This is a genomic window from Pseudomonas sp. FSL R10-0056 (assembly GCF_009600105.1).
GTDB lineage: Bacteria > Pseudomonadota > Gammaproteobacteria > Pseudomonadales > Pseudomonadaceae > Aquipseudomonas > Aquipseudomonas bubulae.
Genome location: NZ_WIWL01000199.1, coordinates 1 through 15457, shown reverse-complemented (window position 1 = coordinate 15457; position 15457 = coordinate 1). Strand labels below are relative to the sequence as shown.

Genomic DNA, 15457 nt, shown 5'->3' with positions numbered 1-15457 from the left:
GATGACGCCAAAGCCTTATTTATCGCGATGCTCTAACTCGCCTTCGATCACATTGGGCTCACGCCCCAAAGGCTGATGGGCACGTGGTCGTGCGGCTTCGAAGTCTTCGGCAAACGCACGCTGGCGGATGGCCTGTTCTTCAGCACGCTTGCGCAGGCGGTTGACCAGAAACCGGCGAACTGGAGGGAACAGCAACAACAGACCGGCCGCATCGCTGATAAAACCAGGCAGAACCAACAGTCCACCACCCAGCGCCAGCATCAGGCCTTCAAGCATTTGCTGAGCAGGCAGCTCGCCGCGATTCAGGCTTTCGCGCGCTTTGAGCGCCGTGGCCAAGCCTGCGACGCGAACGACCAGAACACCCAGCATGGAGCCGGCAATGATCAGCAGCAACGCGGGGAAAAACCCTATGGCGGTGCTGACCTTGAAAAAGACGTACAGCTCTAGCACTGGAAACAACAGAAAGAGCAATAGAAAAGCGCGCATCAAATGATTCCTCTCCGGAAGAATATCTTCCAACCAAGACTAGATGACGGCGCGCCTGTGCAAATTCAAGGTCAGACCATCTGTTTTTTCGGCCACTCACTGGCACGGGCCAGCAAAACCAAGGCTTCGCGCACCTGTGTCGAAGTGTTGCAAGGCTCCGGAAAAGCCAACCAGTGCACGCCTTCGCCGATGCGCAGGTGCATGCCTTCGCTGTCGATGCCCACCAGCATAGCTGGCGCTGTTTGCGGCAGGCCGGTCAGTTTGACGTAGTGTTCAATGGCATTGGCGTGATCGCTGTTCATATGCTCGACCATCCGCACCTCGACCTGCCCGGCGAAAGGGTTTGCCAGCGTGACCTGGTCCAGCCAGTGGATGGCACCAAAACCGCCTATGTAGCGATGACGAACCGGGTTGAGCACCCAGAAATCGAAATCATGGGCAGTGTCATAGCCCTTCGCCTCGGGAAAGTAGCGGTAGTAACGCTCGGCTGCGGCTTCAATGGCTGCGGGATCGCTCAATTGCACGGCTTCGGCCAGCACGGTAAGACGGCCAACAGCCTGCACCTCTTCAGCGCCCCGCTCCCCCACCATCAGGGAACACTTGGGATCCTTGCGCAGGTTGTGGGTGTGCTGGGCGATGCGGCTGATCAGGATCAGTGGCCTCCCCAGCTCATCCAGGCAATAAGGCACCACGGAGCCGAAGGGAAATCCCGGCATGGCCTTGGACTGGGTAGCCAGGGCGCCACGGTATTCCTTGAGCAGTAATTCTCGGGCATGCTTGGCAGCTTCAACGCTCAACTTATGACTCCTTAATAAAAATCCGTAGATAACGGTCGAGATCAGGGCACTCATGCAACTTAAAGACAAAGTAATCATTATCACTGGCGGCTGCCAGGGGCTGGGTCGCGCCATGGCCGAGTACCTGGCTGCCAAGGGCGCCAAACTGGCACTGGTCGACCTCAACCCGGAAAAACTCGAACTGGCGGTGGCAGCCTGCCAGGCGCACGGCGTCGAGGCCCGAGCCTACCTGTGCAACGTCGCTGACGAAGAACAGGTTACGCAAACCGTTGGCCAAATTGCAGAAGATTTTGGTGCGATCAACGGCCTGGTCAACAACGCCGGCATTTTGCGTGACGGCCTGCTGCTCAAGGTCAAGGATGGCGTTATGACCAAGATGAGCCTGGCGCAATGGCAAGCGGTAATTGATGTGAACCTGACCGGGGTTTTCCTGTGCACCCGTGAGGTAGCGGCGAAAATGATCGAGCTCAACAGCGAGGGCGCGATCATCAATATCTCGTCGATCTCCCGTGCCGGCAATGTCGGCCAGACCAACTACTCGGCGGCCAAGGCCGGGGTTGCTGCTGCCACCGTGACCTGGGCCAGGGAACTGTCGCGTTACGGCATTCGAGTAGCCGGGATTGCACCGGGCTTTATCGAAACCGAAATGACCCTGGGCATGAAACCCGAAGCCCTCGAAAAAATGACCTCGGGCATTCCGCTCAAGCGCATGGGCAAGGTTGAAGAAATCGCTCATTCGGCAGCGTACATTTTTGAAAACGACTACTACACTGGGCGCATTCTGGAACTGGATGGCGGGTTGCGGATCTAGGCATCATCTCCCGCAAAGATAGGCTTGGATTCAATCATGAAACGGCCTGGACGCCCAATCCAGGCCTCACCGTTCACCTCGTTCGGAGTGCGTCAGCGCAAAGCTGTGAGATGCCGGACTAAGCGGTAAACCGCCAAGAAAGCCAATTCACAGGCTTTCGACACATCAAAATCGGATAACAAACACCTTGCCGACCGGGTCTTTCACTCGACGCTCTCGCTCGACCTGAACGTTGCTCCGATAATCCCAACGCTTGCTAAATCGATGTTCAAGGTGGGGGTGACTAGCGCTGCCCACCTATCACCACCGCTCTCCAGGCGCAGTTCATAGCCCCGCAATACCCGAGCCCGCACTTGTTGGATTGAGGCGGAATTTTACTGCGGCTTGATCCCGGGAATATTCGAGCAAACCTGATTGATACAGTAGCCGATGCAGGTATTGGTCTTATTTTTCTCTGGCATCGCAGGCATGACCGTTATATCAGGCATTCATGCCGGGGTTTTGCTGTGAGCGGCTATATAGTCTAGCCACAGCAACCTCTCAGAAAACTCTTACAAGAACAATAGCAAATGCCCATATAGCATTTAAAAGCCAAACAACGAACATACACACCCAAGCAGCTACCGCACAGTATCTCTTAAAAGAGAAACTGTGATGTCAACCAGGAATTCAAGGCGACATAACCTCCACCCAACAAGAGTAACAGAATTTAACAGCAAAACAGGAACACCTCATATATTGCACTATCCACACACTTAACTAAACGACATGAGAAATAACTGCATGCGAATTAAAATCATCGCTCTTACACTGCTGACAGGTTCCTCTATTGCAAGCATCGCTAATGCTGCGGACGGAACAATCAACTTTACGGGTACTATTCTCAGCGCGGCATGCACAGTGACGCCAGCGACTGGCACTCAGACAGTCCCACTTAATTCTGTCACCACGAGCAGCTTGAGCACCGCCGGTGTTACTTCGTCACCCACTAAATTCGATATCGTATTGACCAGTTGCCCTTCTACCGTCAGCACGGCCACCGTAAAGTTCGACGGCCCCACAGACAGTGACAATTCAAGCATCCTGAAACTTACGACTGAGCCAGGTGTTGCGACCGGTGTAGGCATCGCACTGTATGAAAAAGATGCCTCAACACAAATTCCGATCGGCACAAGCTCCACCAGCAGCACGCTGTCCACCACCAGTGACACTACCTTTACTTTTTATGCCAAGTACATGGCTACCAAGGCGGTCACTTCAGGTCCGGCTAACGGCAGCACAGACTTCACTATCAACTACAACTAGCCCCCACTCACCGTGCATTGAGTAATTTCAATGCGTACTGACAACCTGTGCCCACCCCTTGCAAGGGGTAGGCACCTTGAGGAAAACCACACAATGCAATGGCTCATGTCCATCTGTATTACTCTAACTCTCGCCAGCCTGACTCATACTGCTTCGGCGGGAGTGGTAATAGGAGGCACTCGAGTTATTTATGACACCGCAAGAAAAGACTCTTCCTTCTCGGTAAGCAATACTGGAACGTCAGAGCCTTATCTGATTCAGTCCTGGGTAGAAAACCTGCACGACAGCAACAAAGCCCCCTTTATCATAACGCCGCCCTCTTTCGCCTTGACGCAGACCAAGAAAACACCCTGCGCATCATTCATACGGGAGGGCAGTTACCCGCCGATAAAGAGTCGGCATTCTGGGTGAATGTAAAAACAATATCAGCCTCGGAGAAAAGCGATTCCAACCAGTTACAAATTTCGGTCAAAAGTCGAATCAAGGTTTTTTATCGTCCTACTGGTCTCCCTGGTGATGCGACCGAAGCTTACAAGGCATTGACCTTTACTCGCCAGGGCAGGCAGCTAAAAGTTAACAATCCAACGCCGTATCATGTTTCTTTTTTTCACGTCCGCGTGGGAGATAAAGAAATACAAAATGCCGGTATGGTTGCCCCACAAAAAACGCTCAGCTGGGAGATTCCTCCCGACGCGACCGGACCTGTCAGCTGGCAAGCCATCAACGATTATGGCGGAGTTTCCCCCACCGCAAGTGCCGCACTGCAGTAGCCAGGTACTTTGCATACTTTATTGTCCAGGCCACCCTAAACTTCACACAGCCAAGCGATAGCGACTGAGTTTCACTGCAGTCGTATCGAGGTCGTTCGCATGCAAAAAGCCCCTTTCTACCAGGCCCTTAAATTCCAGGTGCGCCAGCGTGCGCCACTCTTGCACTGCACTCACCTGACTTTATTGATCAGCATACCCGCAACATTAGAACTCGCCTTCCAGCCCTCTTCAGCTTTTGCGCAGGAATACTTCAACCCCCACGCTCTGGAAATGGGTGATCCTGGACAAAAGCCCATCGACCTAGAGTACTTCGCCAACCAGGGCGGGCAACTACCAGGTCTATACAGTGTCGATATATATCTAAATGATAATCGGGTAGCCCATCGAGACGTAAACTTTGTGAGTATCGCTGGAACACTTCAACCCGAACTGACCTCACCTCAACTCCAGGAGATGGGGGTCAAGCTGGAAGCTTTCCCGGCCTTGCAGCAACTGCCCTCAACAAGCGCAATCAGTACATTGTCAGACTACATCCCCTATGCCAGCAGCCGGTTCGATTTCAAACTGCAGCGGCTGGATATCAGCATCCCCCAAGCCGCACTCACAAGCCAGGCTCATGGCTACGTGGATCCTCAGCTATGGGATCAAGGCCTTTCGGCTGCACTGTTGAACTATAGTTTCAGCGGCTCCAACACGCTCAATAATAATAGCAATAATCGCTCAAAGACAAACGACAGCTATTATTTAAATTTACGCAGTGGCCTGAACTTGGGCGCGTGGAGGCTGCGTAATTATTCTACGTATAATTCACGTAACGGAAATAACAACTGGCAGAACCTCGACACTTATGCGCAAAAGTATATTCAGTCACTAAAGGGGCAACTGACGTTGGGTGACAGCTCAACGCCCAGTGACGTTTTCAACAGTGTGCTATACCGCGGTATTCAATTAAATTCGGACGACAACATGTACCCTGACAGTCTGAAAGGGTTTGCACCCGTTGTTCGAGGCATTGCCCAGAGTAATGCCCAGGTCACCGTGCGACAAAATGGCTACATTATTTATCAAACCTATGTCTCGGCGGGTGCGTTCACAATCACTGACTTGTATCCCACGTCCTCCAGTGGTGACTTGGAAATTGCAATCACCGAAAGTGATGGCACCGTACGCCGTTCAACTCAATCATTTTCTGCGGTACCTGTAATGCTACGTGAAGGGCGCCTGAAGTATTCAGTGACTGCAGGACAATATCGTTCCAACGCCAGCGCAGCCAGCAAACCAAGTTTTATGCAAAGCACGCTGATTTACGGATTGCCCTATGACTACACCCTCTATGGTGGCTTACTGGCATCTGGAAAATATAATGCCACGACTGTTGGTATTGGCCATACGCTGGAAGGTTGGGGGGCGGTATCTGTGGATGCTACACAGGCACACGCCAAACTACGCAACGGGTCCAGCCATCAAGGGCAGTCTTACCGCTTCCTCTATTCAAAAACCATTAACACCACTGACACTACCTTTACGTTGGCTGGATATCGCTACTCCACCAGCGGCTACTACGACTTTCAGGAAGCCAACGAAATTGACCCCGACAACTTCAATAATTGGCGCGGAACCAGCACTAAACGCAGCAAGACGCAGCTCAGCATCAACCAATCTTTTGGAGACAAAGGAAACTTCTATCTTAATGGATACCAACAAAGTTTCTGGCGTCAAAACAAATATGAGCGCAGCCTGACGGCAGGTTATGACCTCAGTTACCGCAGCATCAACTACGGCTTGGCGTATACTTTCACCCAGACACCGCTTGATACTGGACGCAACAACAAAGATCAGCAACTTTCCTTCAAAGTTCAGTTCCCTTTGGGCAAGACACTCCCTAACAGTTGGGCCAGTTACAATTTCAACGCCAGCAAGCAAGGCAGCAGCGCTCATGACGTAGGCCTGAGCGGCACCGCACTGGCAGACAACAACCTGAGCTACAGTATTCAACAGCGGTACGCAAACCAAGGTGTCGGCAGTAGCGGTAATGCCAACGCAAACTACAAAGGCACTTATGGAGAAGCCAGGATTGGTTATAACTACGACACCCGATCACAGCAAGTCAATTACAACTTGCAAGGCGGTATTGTAGCCCACCCTTATGGTGTCACGCTTTCACAACAACATGGTGAAACCATGGCCTTGGTTCGGGCACCTGACGCAGCCGGTGCCAAAGTAAAGAATACTACCGGTGTAAAAACCGACTCGCGTGGTTATGCTGTCGTGCCCTATCTCAGTACATACCGAAAAAACCGGGTAGCGCTTGACACCGCAACACTCACTGACGACGTTGATATTGAGATCAATACCAAAACGGTGATTCCTACCAAAGGTGCGCTTGTATTGGCAGACTTTAAGACTCGTGTTGGCAAGCGTGTATTGATTTCTTTGAGTCACGGCGGCAAGCCCGTACCTTTTGGCGCTACCGCGACACTGCTGGAGAACTCAACTCATTCTAATAATGAGGGCGTTGTCGGCCTGGAGGGCGAGGTATACCTCAGCGGTGTGCCGCAGTCTGGAGCACTGCATGTAAAATGGGGGGATAAATCTGGCCAGCAATGCACGTCACACTTCATCTTGCCTGAGCTGCTTGTAGAGCAAAACGCCACCCCCGCCATCAGCTCCCTTTCAAGCATCTGTCAATAGGCGGAAAACCATGACTCTTGCCAAATATAAAGCCAGTGACCTTATCGTAAAACATAGAGGTCACGCTACTTTCGGATTGTTCATTCTTGCCTTTTCGAACATCGCCACAGCCAGTTGTTCTTTCTATAACGGGGCCACTTCAGAAATAAGAAAAGATATCAATTTTGGTTCTATCATTGTTCAGCGGGACAGTCCTGCTGGCACCGTATTGGCGACAATAAGCACCGGCCCATATCATAGTTCCTATCCCTTTTTCGGGTGCAACACGAGTTGGACATACCGCTGGAAAAATGAAATATTTACTATCCTGAGCCCCCTGGCAAACCGAATATACAACACCAATATTGACGGGATCGGGATAAGTACAAATAATGAATCAAACACTTACATCGTACCGTACGACGAACCCCTAGGCGCCAACAATTATATTTCAATCCCCCGCGGAATGCGTGTAAGACTTATCAAAACAAAGGCGGGTGCCGTAGGAGCAGGAACTCTTACCACCGGAAGAATTGCCAGAGCGTCCATTGTTGGAAACTTCTATACCGCCAACATCACATTAGTGGGCGTTAATACTATTGTTCCCGTTGCCTGCTCCGTCACCAGCGCTTCCATCAACGTTCCGATGGGCGATGGAATACCGATGAGCACTTTTACTGGGCCCGGTAGCGTCGCCGCCGAAACACCATTCGCCATAGAGCTAAATTGCGATGCAAACACTCGTGTACAGGTCAAACTGGACGGCAGCCCCCATGCGTCTGCCGTCGAGGGTGTATTGGCGCTGAACTCCACCCCTTCCGGGACCATGGCCAAGGGCATAGGTTTACAATTACTTCACAACAGTACGCCTGTAAAGCTGGCGACTAATATTACCGTAGGGACCGTCACGAACGACGGCAACTACTCAATCCCACTGACGGCCCGGTATTATCAGACCGGCGCAAGCGTAAGTGGTGGCGTGGCAAACAGCACGGCAACATTTACCCTGACCTACAACTGATACCTTAAGTCGATGGTTGCATCTAGATATCAGGTCAGAACCTTAGTTTTTGAGGGAGAGCCCTGCCTCTAATGAGGCAGGCATTGGTGAATTTCAACATCCTTGGAATTCAAATGGGTGTTTTCTGATTCCCCACAAGATCCAAGCCCGCCCTCTCAAGTCATGCCGTACGGTTTTACTACCAGACCACGCCAAACCCTACGGTATAGCGGGTCTTGTTGAGGGCGTTATCAGAGCCACTCGAGCTGCCAATCAGGTCTTTCTCGGCCTTTAGATTCAGCGATGCCCATTCCGTGACCTTGTAACGCAAGCCGATTTCGGAATCGAGACTGTAGTCCGACTCCCCTTCCAGCGACTTGCCCAATTCACCATTGGTGAAAAACGAGACTGTTTTGCCCATCAGGTAACGGTTGTAATCCCACTTCATGGCCAGCGAGTAGAAGTTGTCTTTCTTACCGTCAGAGTATTCGTAATCAGTGCGATTGAGCAGTGAGCCCAGCGAGAATGCGCCCAATTCGTCATCCCAGAACTGGTAGCCGGGGCCGGTACCGACTGTTCGCTGACGGGAAATGTCTTCCACCCGGTCGCGGTTATAGGTCAAACGACCTTGCCAGTACCACTTGTCGCTGATGAAGTAATCCAGCGCGTACTCGGCAGTCCAGTTATCCGTGGTTATCACATCGTTCTGAAACTCGCGGTTGTACTCACCCTCTGCGTGATGACGCCAGGCGCCGTGGCGGGCAGTGGTCTTGAAATCGAGATCGTAGTCGTCGGTATCCTTGTCCGCCCGTTTGTAGTCCATCGCCACATCAACATTGCCTTTCCAGACCATGTCTTCGACCAGCGGTTTGGGCTTGATGAGTTGCTGGATACTGGCCAGAGCTACGGTTTTCGGTGCTTCACCGTTGACCAGGGTTACGCTGCCGTCTTCGGCCGCCTGCAATGACTTGGCCTTTTCACCGGTCCAGGCATCCTGCTTGACCAGCAATTCCTGATCACTTTCCAGGGTCTTGACCTGCTTCCAGTCAATGGGCACGGCCCCCGCATACTCGGTCTGAATCAGTAATTTGCCGCCATCAAAGACTTTGATCTTGCCGCTCAGGCGGTCGCCGTTTTTCAACCACACCGTATCGGCAAACACGGGCGCAGCAAGGCACATGACAACAAGGCATAACAGGGTTCTGGACAACATAAGCGGATGCGAAACTCAGAAAAACGGAAGAATGCCGGCATTATCCGGATGGATACGCCCTTGAGGAAGAAAGACCGACTCATTGTGCCGGAGTTCATTCTATAGTTCTGTAACAACCCCCATCTTGACCAGAAGTGTCCCTTGAATACACTGCCAGACATTCTTCAAACTCCCGCCGAGATTCGGCGCACGGCGCTGTATTCAACCTTGATGATGGTGCCTGCAGGTTACGTGGTTACTTACGGGCAACTCGCCGAAGCGGCGGGTCTGGGTCGCGCAGCGCGCTGGGTTGGGCGAACGCTCAGCCAGCTCCCCGACGATACGCGCCTGCCGTGGCACCGGGTTCTCGCCGCCGGTGGTCGTATCAGTCTGCCTGCAGGTAGCCCGTCTGGTGATGAACAGCGCGCGCGTTTGCGGGCAGAAGGCTTGAGCATCATGAATAATCGCGTGGATATGCGACGCCATGGCTGGCGCCAGATAGAGCACTGCGGTTAGAGTGCGCCCTTTGTTTCCGCAACCAGAGGCAGACTCCAGTCCATGCCCCGTAAAACCTGGCGCGAAGCGCTAGCTGCGTATTCCAGCCCCTCGACCCTAGTGCTGTTGCTGCTCGGTTTTGCCGCCGGCTTGCCGTACATGCTGGTGTTTTCAACCCTTTCCGTCTGGTTGCGCGAAGCCGGTGTGGCCCGCGAAACCATTGGCTATGCCAGCCTGATCGGGCTGGCATACGCCTTCAAATGGGTGTGGTCGCCGCTGCTGGACCAATGGCGCCTGCCATTACTCGGCAAACTTGGCCGGCGTCGCTCATGGCTGGTGCTGTCACAGTCGCTGGTTATCCTGGGCCTGATCGGCATGGGCTTTTGTGACCCGCAAAAACATCTGTCCTGGCTGATTGCCATTGCGGTTGTAGTGTCTTTCGCTTCGGCGACCCAGGACATTGCCGTCGATGCCTATCGCCTGGAAATCGCCGAAGACAACCGGCAGGCCGCGCTCGCCGCAAGTTACATGTCCGGTTATCGCGTAGCGGCCCTGCTGGCCACGGCGGGCGCCCTGTTCTTTGCCGAAGGCTTCGGTTCGACGGGCTTCAACTACAAACATTCGGCCTGGACCGGCACCTACGTGCTGTTCGGCCTGCTGATGGTCCCCGCACTGCTCACCACCCTGTTTATGCGCGAACCGCCGGTACCGTTGCGCACCCAGCTGTCGGCCGGGCGTTACAGCTTTGGCCATCAGCTGGCGTCAGTTTTTGTACTGATCGTACTGCTGGTATCTGTCCCGGCCATGTTCACCCAGCTCTACAACACCGATTTTGCTGGCGTGTTGTTTGAAGGGGTCAGCCCGCTGAACCTGATACTGGAAGACCGGGCGTTTCTACGCGCCATCCTGTACACCCTGCTCACCGTGTTGTGCCTTTCATCCATCGGACGACGCGGCCTGGCTCCGGTTCTGACCCCGGTTAATGACTTTATCGTTCGGTATCGCTGGCAAGCCCTGCTACTGCTGGGGTTGATTGCCACCTACCGCATGTCGGACACGGTCATGGGCGTAATGGCCAACGTGTTCTATATCGACCAGGGTTTCACCAAGGATCAGATTGCCGGTGTCAGCAAGATTTTCGGCCTGATCATGACCCTTGTCGGTGCGGGCATGGGCGGCTTGTTGATCGTGCGTTTCGGCATTTTGCCAATTCTGTTGATCGGTGGTGCAGCATCGGCAGGCACCAACCTGCTGTTCATGTTGCTGGCCGATATGGGCCCGAACCTGCAGATGCTGATTGTCACCATTTCCCTCGACAACTTCAGCTCCGGCCTCGCCACCTCAGCATTCGTAGCCTACCTGTCCAGTCTGACCAACCTCAAATTCTCCGCCACCCAGTACGCCCTGCTCAGCTCGATCATGCTGCTGCTACCGCGCTTGATGGGCGGTTACTCGGGGGTCATGGTCGAGAAGTTCGGTTATCACAACTTCTTTATCATTACCGCGGTGATGGGCATCCCGACGCTTCTGCTGATTGCCTTGCACTGGTATCAGGAGAGCCGCCGGGCCCGGCAAAAGCCCGTTGTCGACCTGGAAAAGGCCCAATAAACACGAGGGGGAGCACACCTTCCCCCACCCGCCCTGTACGCAGGCAGATCTCGCCCGTACAATGCCGAGTCATTTCTAGTCATCAGCAACGGCACCGGCTAACCATGCGCACCAGTCAATATTTGCTCGCCACACAGAAAGAAACGCCTTCAGATGCGGTCGTTATCAGCCATCAGCTGATGCTGCGCGCAGGCATGATTCGCAAACTTGCTTCGGGCCTCTACACCTGGCTGCCCATGGGCCTGCGGATCATGCGCAAGGCCGAAGCCATTGTTCGCGAAGAAATGAACGCTGCAGGCGCTCTGGAAGTGCTGATGCCGAGTATCCAGCCAGCTGAGTTGTGGCAGGAGTCCGGCCGTTGGGAAGAGTACGGCCCTGAACTGTTGCGCCTTAAAGACCGCCACGGTCGCGAGTTCTGCGTGGGCCCGACCCACGAAGAAGTGATCACCGACCTGTGCCGCAACGAGTTGAACAGCTACAAACAGCTGCCAATCAACCTGTACCAGATCCAGACCAAATTCCGTGACGAAATCCGCCCGCGCTTCGGCTTGATGCGCGGCCGCGAATTCATCATGAAGGACGCCTACTCCTTCCACGCAGACACCGCTTCGCTGCAGGTCACCTATGACCGTATGCACCAGGCCTACTGCAACGTGTTCACCCGCCTGGGCCTGAACTTCCGCCCGGTTGAAGCCGACAACGGCTCCATCGGCGGTGCCGGCTCCCACGAGTTCCACGTTCTGGCTGAATCCGGCGAAGACGATATCGTGTTCAGCAATGGTTCCGACTACGCGGCCAACATCGAAAAAGCCGAAGCCGTACCCGCCGAAACTTCGCGCCCTGCTGCCACCCAGGAGCTGCGCCTGGTCGACACACCGGATGCCAAGACCATCGCGCAATTGGTTGATGGCTATGACCTGCCAATCGAGAAAACCGTCAAGACCCTGATCGTTCACGCCGCCGAAGCTGGCAAACTGATCGCTCTGGTGATCCGTGGCGATCACGAACTCAACGAAATCAAGGCTGCCAACCATCCGCTGGTGCACAGCCCGCTGGTCATGGCCTCGGATGCCGAACTGCGTGACGCCATCGGCGCCGGCGCTGGCTCTCTGGGCCCGCTGAACCTGCTACTGCCATGCATCATTGATCGCTCGGTCGAGCTGATGAGCGACTTCGGTGCGGGTGCCAATATCGACGACAAACACTATTTCGGCGTGAACTGGGAGCGCGACCTGCCAGTACCGACCGTTGCCGACCTGCGCAACGTGGTGGCCGGCGACCCTAGCCCGGACGGCAAAGGCACGCTGGAAATCAAGCGCGGTATCGAAGTGGGTCACATTTTCCAGCTGGGCACCAAGTACAGCGAAGCCATGAAGTGCCAGGTACTGGGCGAAAACGGCAAGCCGGTCACCCTGGCCATGGGCTGCTACGGCATTGGTGTTTCCCGCGTGGTTGCCGCAGCCATCGAGCAGAACAACGACGAGCGTGGCATTATCTGGAGCGATGCCCTGGCCCCGTTCCAGGTTGCCCTGGTACCGCTGCGCTACGAAACCGAAGCCGTACGTGAAGCTACCGACACGCTCTATGCCGAACTGACTGCAGCTGGCTTTGAAGTGCTGCTGGACGATCGCGACAAGAAAACCAGCCCCGGCATCAAGTTCGCAGACATGGAACTGATCGGCATCCCGCACCGGATCGTGGTCAGCGACCGTGGCCTGGCTGAAGGCAATCTGGAATACAAGAGCCGCACCGAAGCAGAGCCGCAAGCCCTGCCCGTTGCTGATGTGCTTGCCTTCCTTCAGGCCCGTATCGCTCGCTGAAACCAGATAGAGACGCCATGTTCACTCGAAACACCTTGACCCTCGGGGGCGCCGCCATGTGCGGCGCCCTGCTGCTGAGCGGCTGTGCCAATCACATGTCGCAACGCAGCGAGCACGAGGAACGCATCGAGCGCAAACTGCTCGCCCACAGCCTGCAGATCGATGTCGGCTCGCCAACTGTGCTTGAGCTGCCGCAACGTCGTGTGCGCATCAATGAACAGAAGACCTTCGAGGTCACCGAGTTCGATGTCACACGTCATTACGACCGCTACACCCCATACCAACCCTGGCGCGAAGTCTACGAGATTCCGCTGGGCGCGGTGGCTATTGTCGCCGGGGTAGGTGCCAATGTGCTTAATGTGTTCATGTTCGGGCAACTGCCTGACAGCGTGACCAAAGACTGGATCAACTACGGCTTTGCAGGGGTAAACCCGGCGATGAACGTGCAGTCCCATGGCCGCGCCGAGCAGAACCTGGCGGGGATTGATGATGTTCAGCGTGACAAGCGCCTGGAATATTCAAGCCTGCCCTGGGCCGAACGCCCGGTGGTGATCAAGGCTGGCAAACAGACCCACGAGCTGACCACAGACCGCAATGGCGTGCTGCGCCTCAACCTGCTGGACAGCCCTTTTGCCGAACAGGATCTCAATCACGTCGGCAAGCTGACCATCATGGTGGAAGACGCCCAGGACGAAACCCATTCCGATTCGACCCTGTCGATCAGCAGTCACCTGCGTGGCAAGCTGCTCGAAGCACATAACCTGATCTACGACGACCTGGAGGGTGACGACGTCAACCAATGGGTACATCGGGTCAAACGCCTGTCGGAACTGGGGCTGGAAGAAGAAGCCAGCGAACTGGAACAAAGCCTGATCGAACTCACGCGCAACGATCCTGAGCTGCAACGTGAATTTCTTCAATCCTTGACCAAAAATGCCGGGAGACTGGTAGCGGATCCCGGCGTCAGTTGACGCAACTCTGACATGTGGGAGCGGGCTTGCTCGCGATGATATCGCTGCGGTTTTCCTGACAGACCGCACGCCAGCATCGCGAGCAAGCCCGCTCCCCCAACCAGCAAACCAGCCTACCCCTTGAACAGCTCCAGCTGCTCAAAACCACTGTTCAAATCATGCAAACGCACGCCCAGCCCGAGCAATCGCACGGGCCTGGCACCGCGCGCAAACGCCTGGCTCAACAACCCCTGATAACTCTCAAGGTCGCGCCCGGCACCGGACTGCTCCAGCGTGGTCTGGGTAAAGTCATGGAACTTCACTTTGACAAACGGCTTGCCGGGGCGATAACTGCTGTCGATACGGCCAATACGCCGGTTCAGGGTCTCTAGCAACTCCGGGAGTTTCTCCAGGCAAGAGGCCAGATCTGGCAGGTCAGTATCGTAAGTGTTTTCCACGCTGACTGACTGACGCCGACTGTCACTTTGCACCGGACGCTCATCAATCCCCTGCGCCAACCCCCACAACCGCTCACCAAAACTGCCGAATTCCCGCACCAGAGCCAGTTTGTTCCAATCACGCAGTTGCAGGCAGGTTTCGATACCCAGGCGCCCAAGCTTGTCCGCCGTGACTTTGCCCACGCCATGCAGCTTATTGACCGGCAAGGCAGACACGAAATCATCAACCTGATCAGGGGTGATCACGAACAAGCCGTTGGGCTTGCGCCAGTCACTGGCAATTTTGGCCAGAAACTTGTTGGGGGCTACCCCGGCCGACACCGTGATATGCAACTGATTGGAAACGCGCCGGCGGATGTCCTGAGCTATGCGCGTGGCACTGCCGGCAAAATGCGGGCTGTCGGATACATCCAGATAGGCTTCATCCAGAGACAGCGGCTCAATCAGCTCGGTGTAGTCGCGCAAGATGCCGTGAATCTCTCTGGACGCTTCTTTATAAGCATCCATCCTGCCGTTGACGATAACCAGGTCCGGGCACAGCTTGAGCGCATGCCGGGACGCCATTGCCGAGCGCACGCCATAAGCCCGAGCTTCATAATTACAGGTCGAGATGACCCCGCGCCGATCAGCCGAGCCCCCGACAGCCATCGGCTTGTTTGCCAGGCTCGGGTCATCACGCATCTCAATAGCGGCATAGAAACAGTCACAGTCGACGTGGATGATTTTGCGCTGCGTCATGTAAGGCGGTGTTCTTCAAGGAGGTAGGCAATACTCGGCGCAAGTATGTCACCGCGAACTGTATATAGCACCAGTAGTCTTGATTCTCCCCGACAGACGCGGGAAAAATCGCAGCTGAATTGTTTTTTTCAATCGAATCTCTACCCTCAATAGAGCTACACCCCATACGGAACAGGGCCTGCAGGCCTTTTTATAGCTGTATTTTCTAGCTAAGCAATTGACGCATAACGAATTTTTCTAAATTAACATTTGACAGCCCAGCGTATCGCTGTAGAATCCACCCCACAGACGCGGGATGGAGCAGTCTGGTAGCTCGTCGGGCTCATAACCCGAAGGTCGTCGGTTCAAATCCGGCTC

General features: G+C 54.7%; 13 protein-coding genes and 1 pseudogene. 10 read left to right on the top strand and 4 right to left on the bottom strand.

The genetic code is table 11. The features are described from left to right. Positions 1-15: 15 nt before the first annotated feature. Positions 16-486: an FxsA family protein gene (locus tag GHO42_RS18000; RefSeq protein ID WP_153328416.1), complete on the bottom strand. Its 471-nt coding sequence runs from the start codon at positions 484-486 to the stop codon at positions 16-18. Between the two features lie 71 nt (positions 487-557). Beyond that, positions 558-1283, bottom strand: a complete 726-nt coding sequence (locus GHO42_RS17995) for a HugZ family protein (RefSeq protein WP_095020921.1) — start codon at positions 1281-1283, stop codon at positions 558-560. Positions 1284-1335: 52 nt separating this feature from the next. On the opposite strand from GHO42_RS17995, the gene GHO42_RS17990 reads away from it, so the two are divergent. The 6 genes and pseudogenes from GHO42_RS17990 (at position 1336) to GHO42_RS17970 (ending at position 7860) form a co-directional block, all read left to right on the top strand. Then, complete coding sequence (locus tag GHO42_RS17990) at positions 1336-2094, top strand: SDR family oxidoreductase (protein WP_095019396.1); 759 nt, start codon at positions 1336-1338, stop codon at positions 2092-2094. Between the two features lie 783 nt (positions 2095-2877). Further along, positions 2878-3399 carry a fimbrial protein gene (locus GHO42_RS17985; protein ID WP_095019395.1) on the top strand — a complete coding sequence of 174 codons (522 nt, stop codon included), beginning with the start codon at positions 2878-2880 and terminating at the stop codon, positions 3397-3399. Positions 3400-3429: 30 nt separating this feature from the next. After that, positions 3430-3848 (top strand): annotated as a pseudogene (locus GHO42_RS26470) (molecular chaperone); the annotation flags it as partial. A gap of 168 nt (positions 3849-4016) precedes the next feature. Next, positions 4017-4169, top strand: a complete 153-nt coding sequence (locus GHO42_RS26465; RefSeq protein WP_368668077.1) for a hypothetical protein — start codon at positions 4017-4019, stop codon at positions 4167-4169. A gap of 99 nt (positions 4170-4268) precedes the next feature. Further along, positions 4269-6860, top strand: coding sequence for a fimbria/pilus outer membrane usher protein (locus GHO42_RS17975; protein ID WP_153328418.1), 2592 nt, complete (start codon positions 4269-4271; stop codon positions 6858-6860). Between the two features lie 10 nt (positions 6861-6870). Then, entirely contained in the window at positions 6871-7860 is a 990-nt protein-coding gene (locus GHO42_RS17970) for a fimbrial protein (protein ID WP_153328420.1), read from the top strand. A 178-nt stretch (positions 7861-8038) separates the two neighbouring features. Here the strand turns inward: GHO42_RS17970 and GHO42_RS17965 are convergent, their stop codons facing one another. Next, positions 8039-9052 carry a DUF481 domain-containing protein gene (locus tag GHO42_RS17965; RefSeq protein WP_153328422.1) on the bottom strand — a complete coding sequence of 338 codons (1014 nt, stop codon included), beginning with the start codon at positions 9050-9052 and terminating at the stop codon, positions 8039-8041. A 141-nt stretch (positions 9053-9193) separates the two neighbouring features. Between GHO42_RS17965 and GHO42_RS17960 the strand changes: the two genes are divergently transcribed. The 4 genes from GHO42_RS17960 (at position 9194) to GHO42_RS17945 (ending at position 13925) form a co-directional block, all read left to right on the top strand. Continuing rightward, positions 9194-9547 (top strand): MGMT family protein, encoded by a 354-nt coding sequence (locus GHO42_RS17960; RefSeq protein ID WP_095003349.1) that lies wholly within the window; start codon positions 9194-9196, stop codon positions 9545-9547. A 42-nt stretch (positions 9548-9589) separates the two neighbouring features. Continuing rightward, entirely contained in the window at positions 9590-11134 is a 1545-nt protein-coding gene (locus GHO42_RS17955; protein WP_095003348.1) for an AmpG family muropeptide MFS transporter, read from the top strand. Between the two features lie 104 nt (positions 11135-11238). Next, the gene (locus tag GHO42_RS17950) at positions 11239-12954 is read left to right on the top strand and encodes a proline--tRNA ligase (protein ID WP_153328423.1); all 1716 of its coding nucleotides are present in this window, start codon (positions 11239-11241) and stop codon (positions 12952-12954) included. A gap of 17 nt (positions 12955-12971) precedes the next feature. Further along, positions 12972-13925, top strand: a complete 954-nt coding sequence (locus GHO42_RS17945; RefSeq protein ID WP_095003346.1) for a hypothetical protein — start codon at positions 12972-12974, stop codon at positions 13923-13925. Between the two features lie 113 nt (positions 13926-14038). On the opposite strand, the gene dinB is transcribed toward GHO42_RS17945, so the two are convergent. Next, on the bottom strand, positions 14039-15100 hold the full coding sequence (dinB, locus tag GHO42_RS17940; RefSeq protein ID WP_095003345.1) for a DNA polymerase IV: 1062 nt from the start codon (positions 15098-15100) through the stop codon (positions 14039-14041). Positions 15101-15457: the final 357 nt, after the last annotated feature.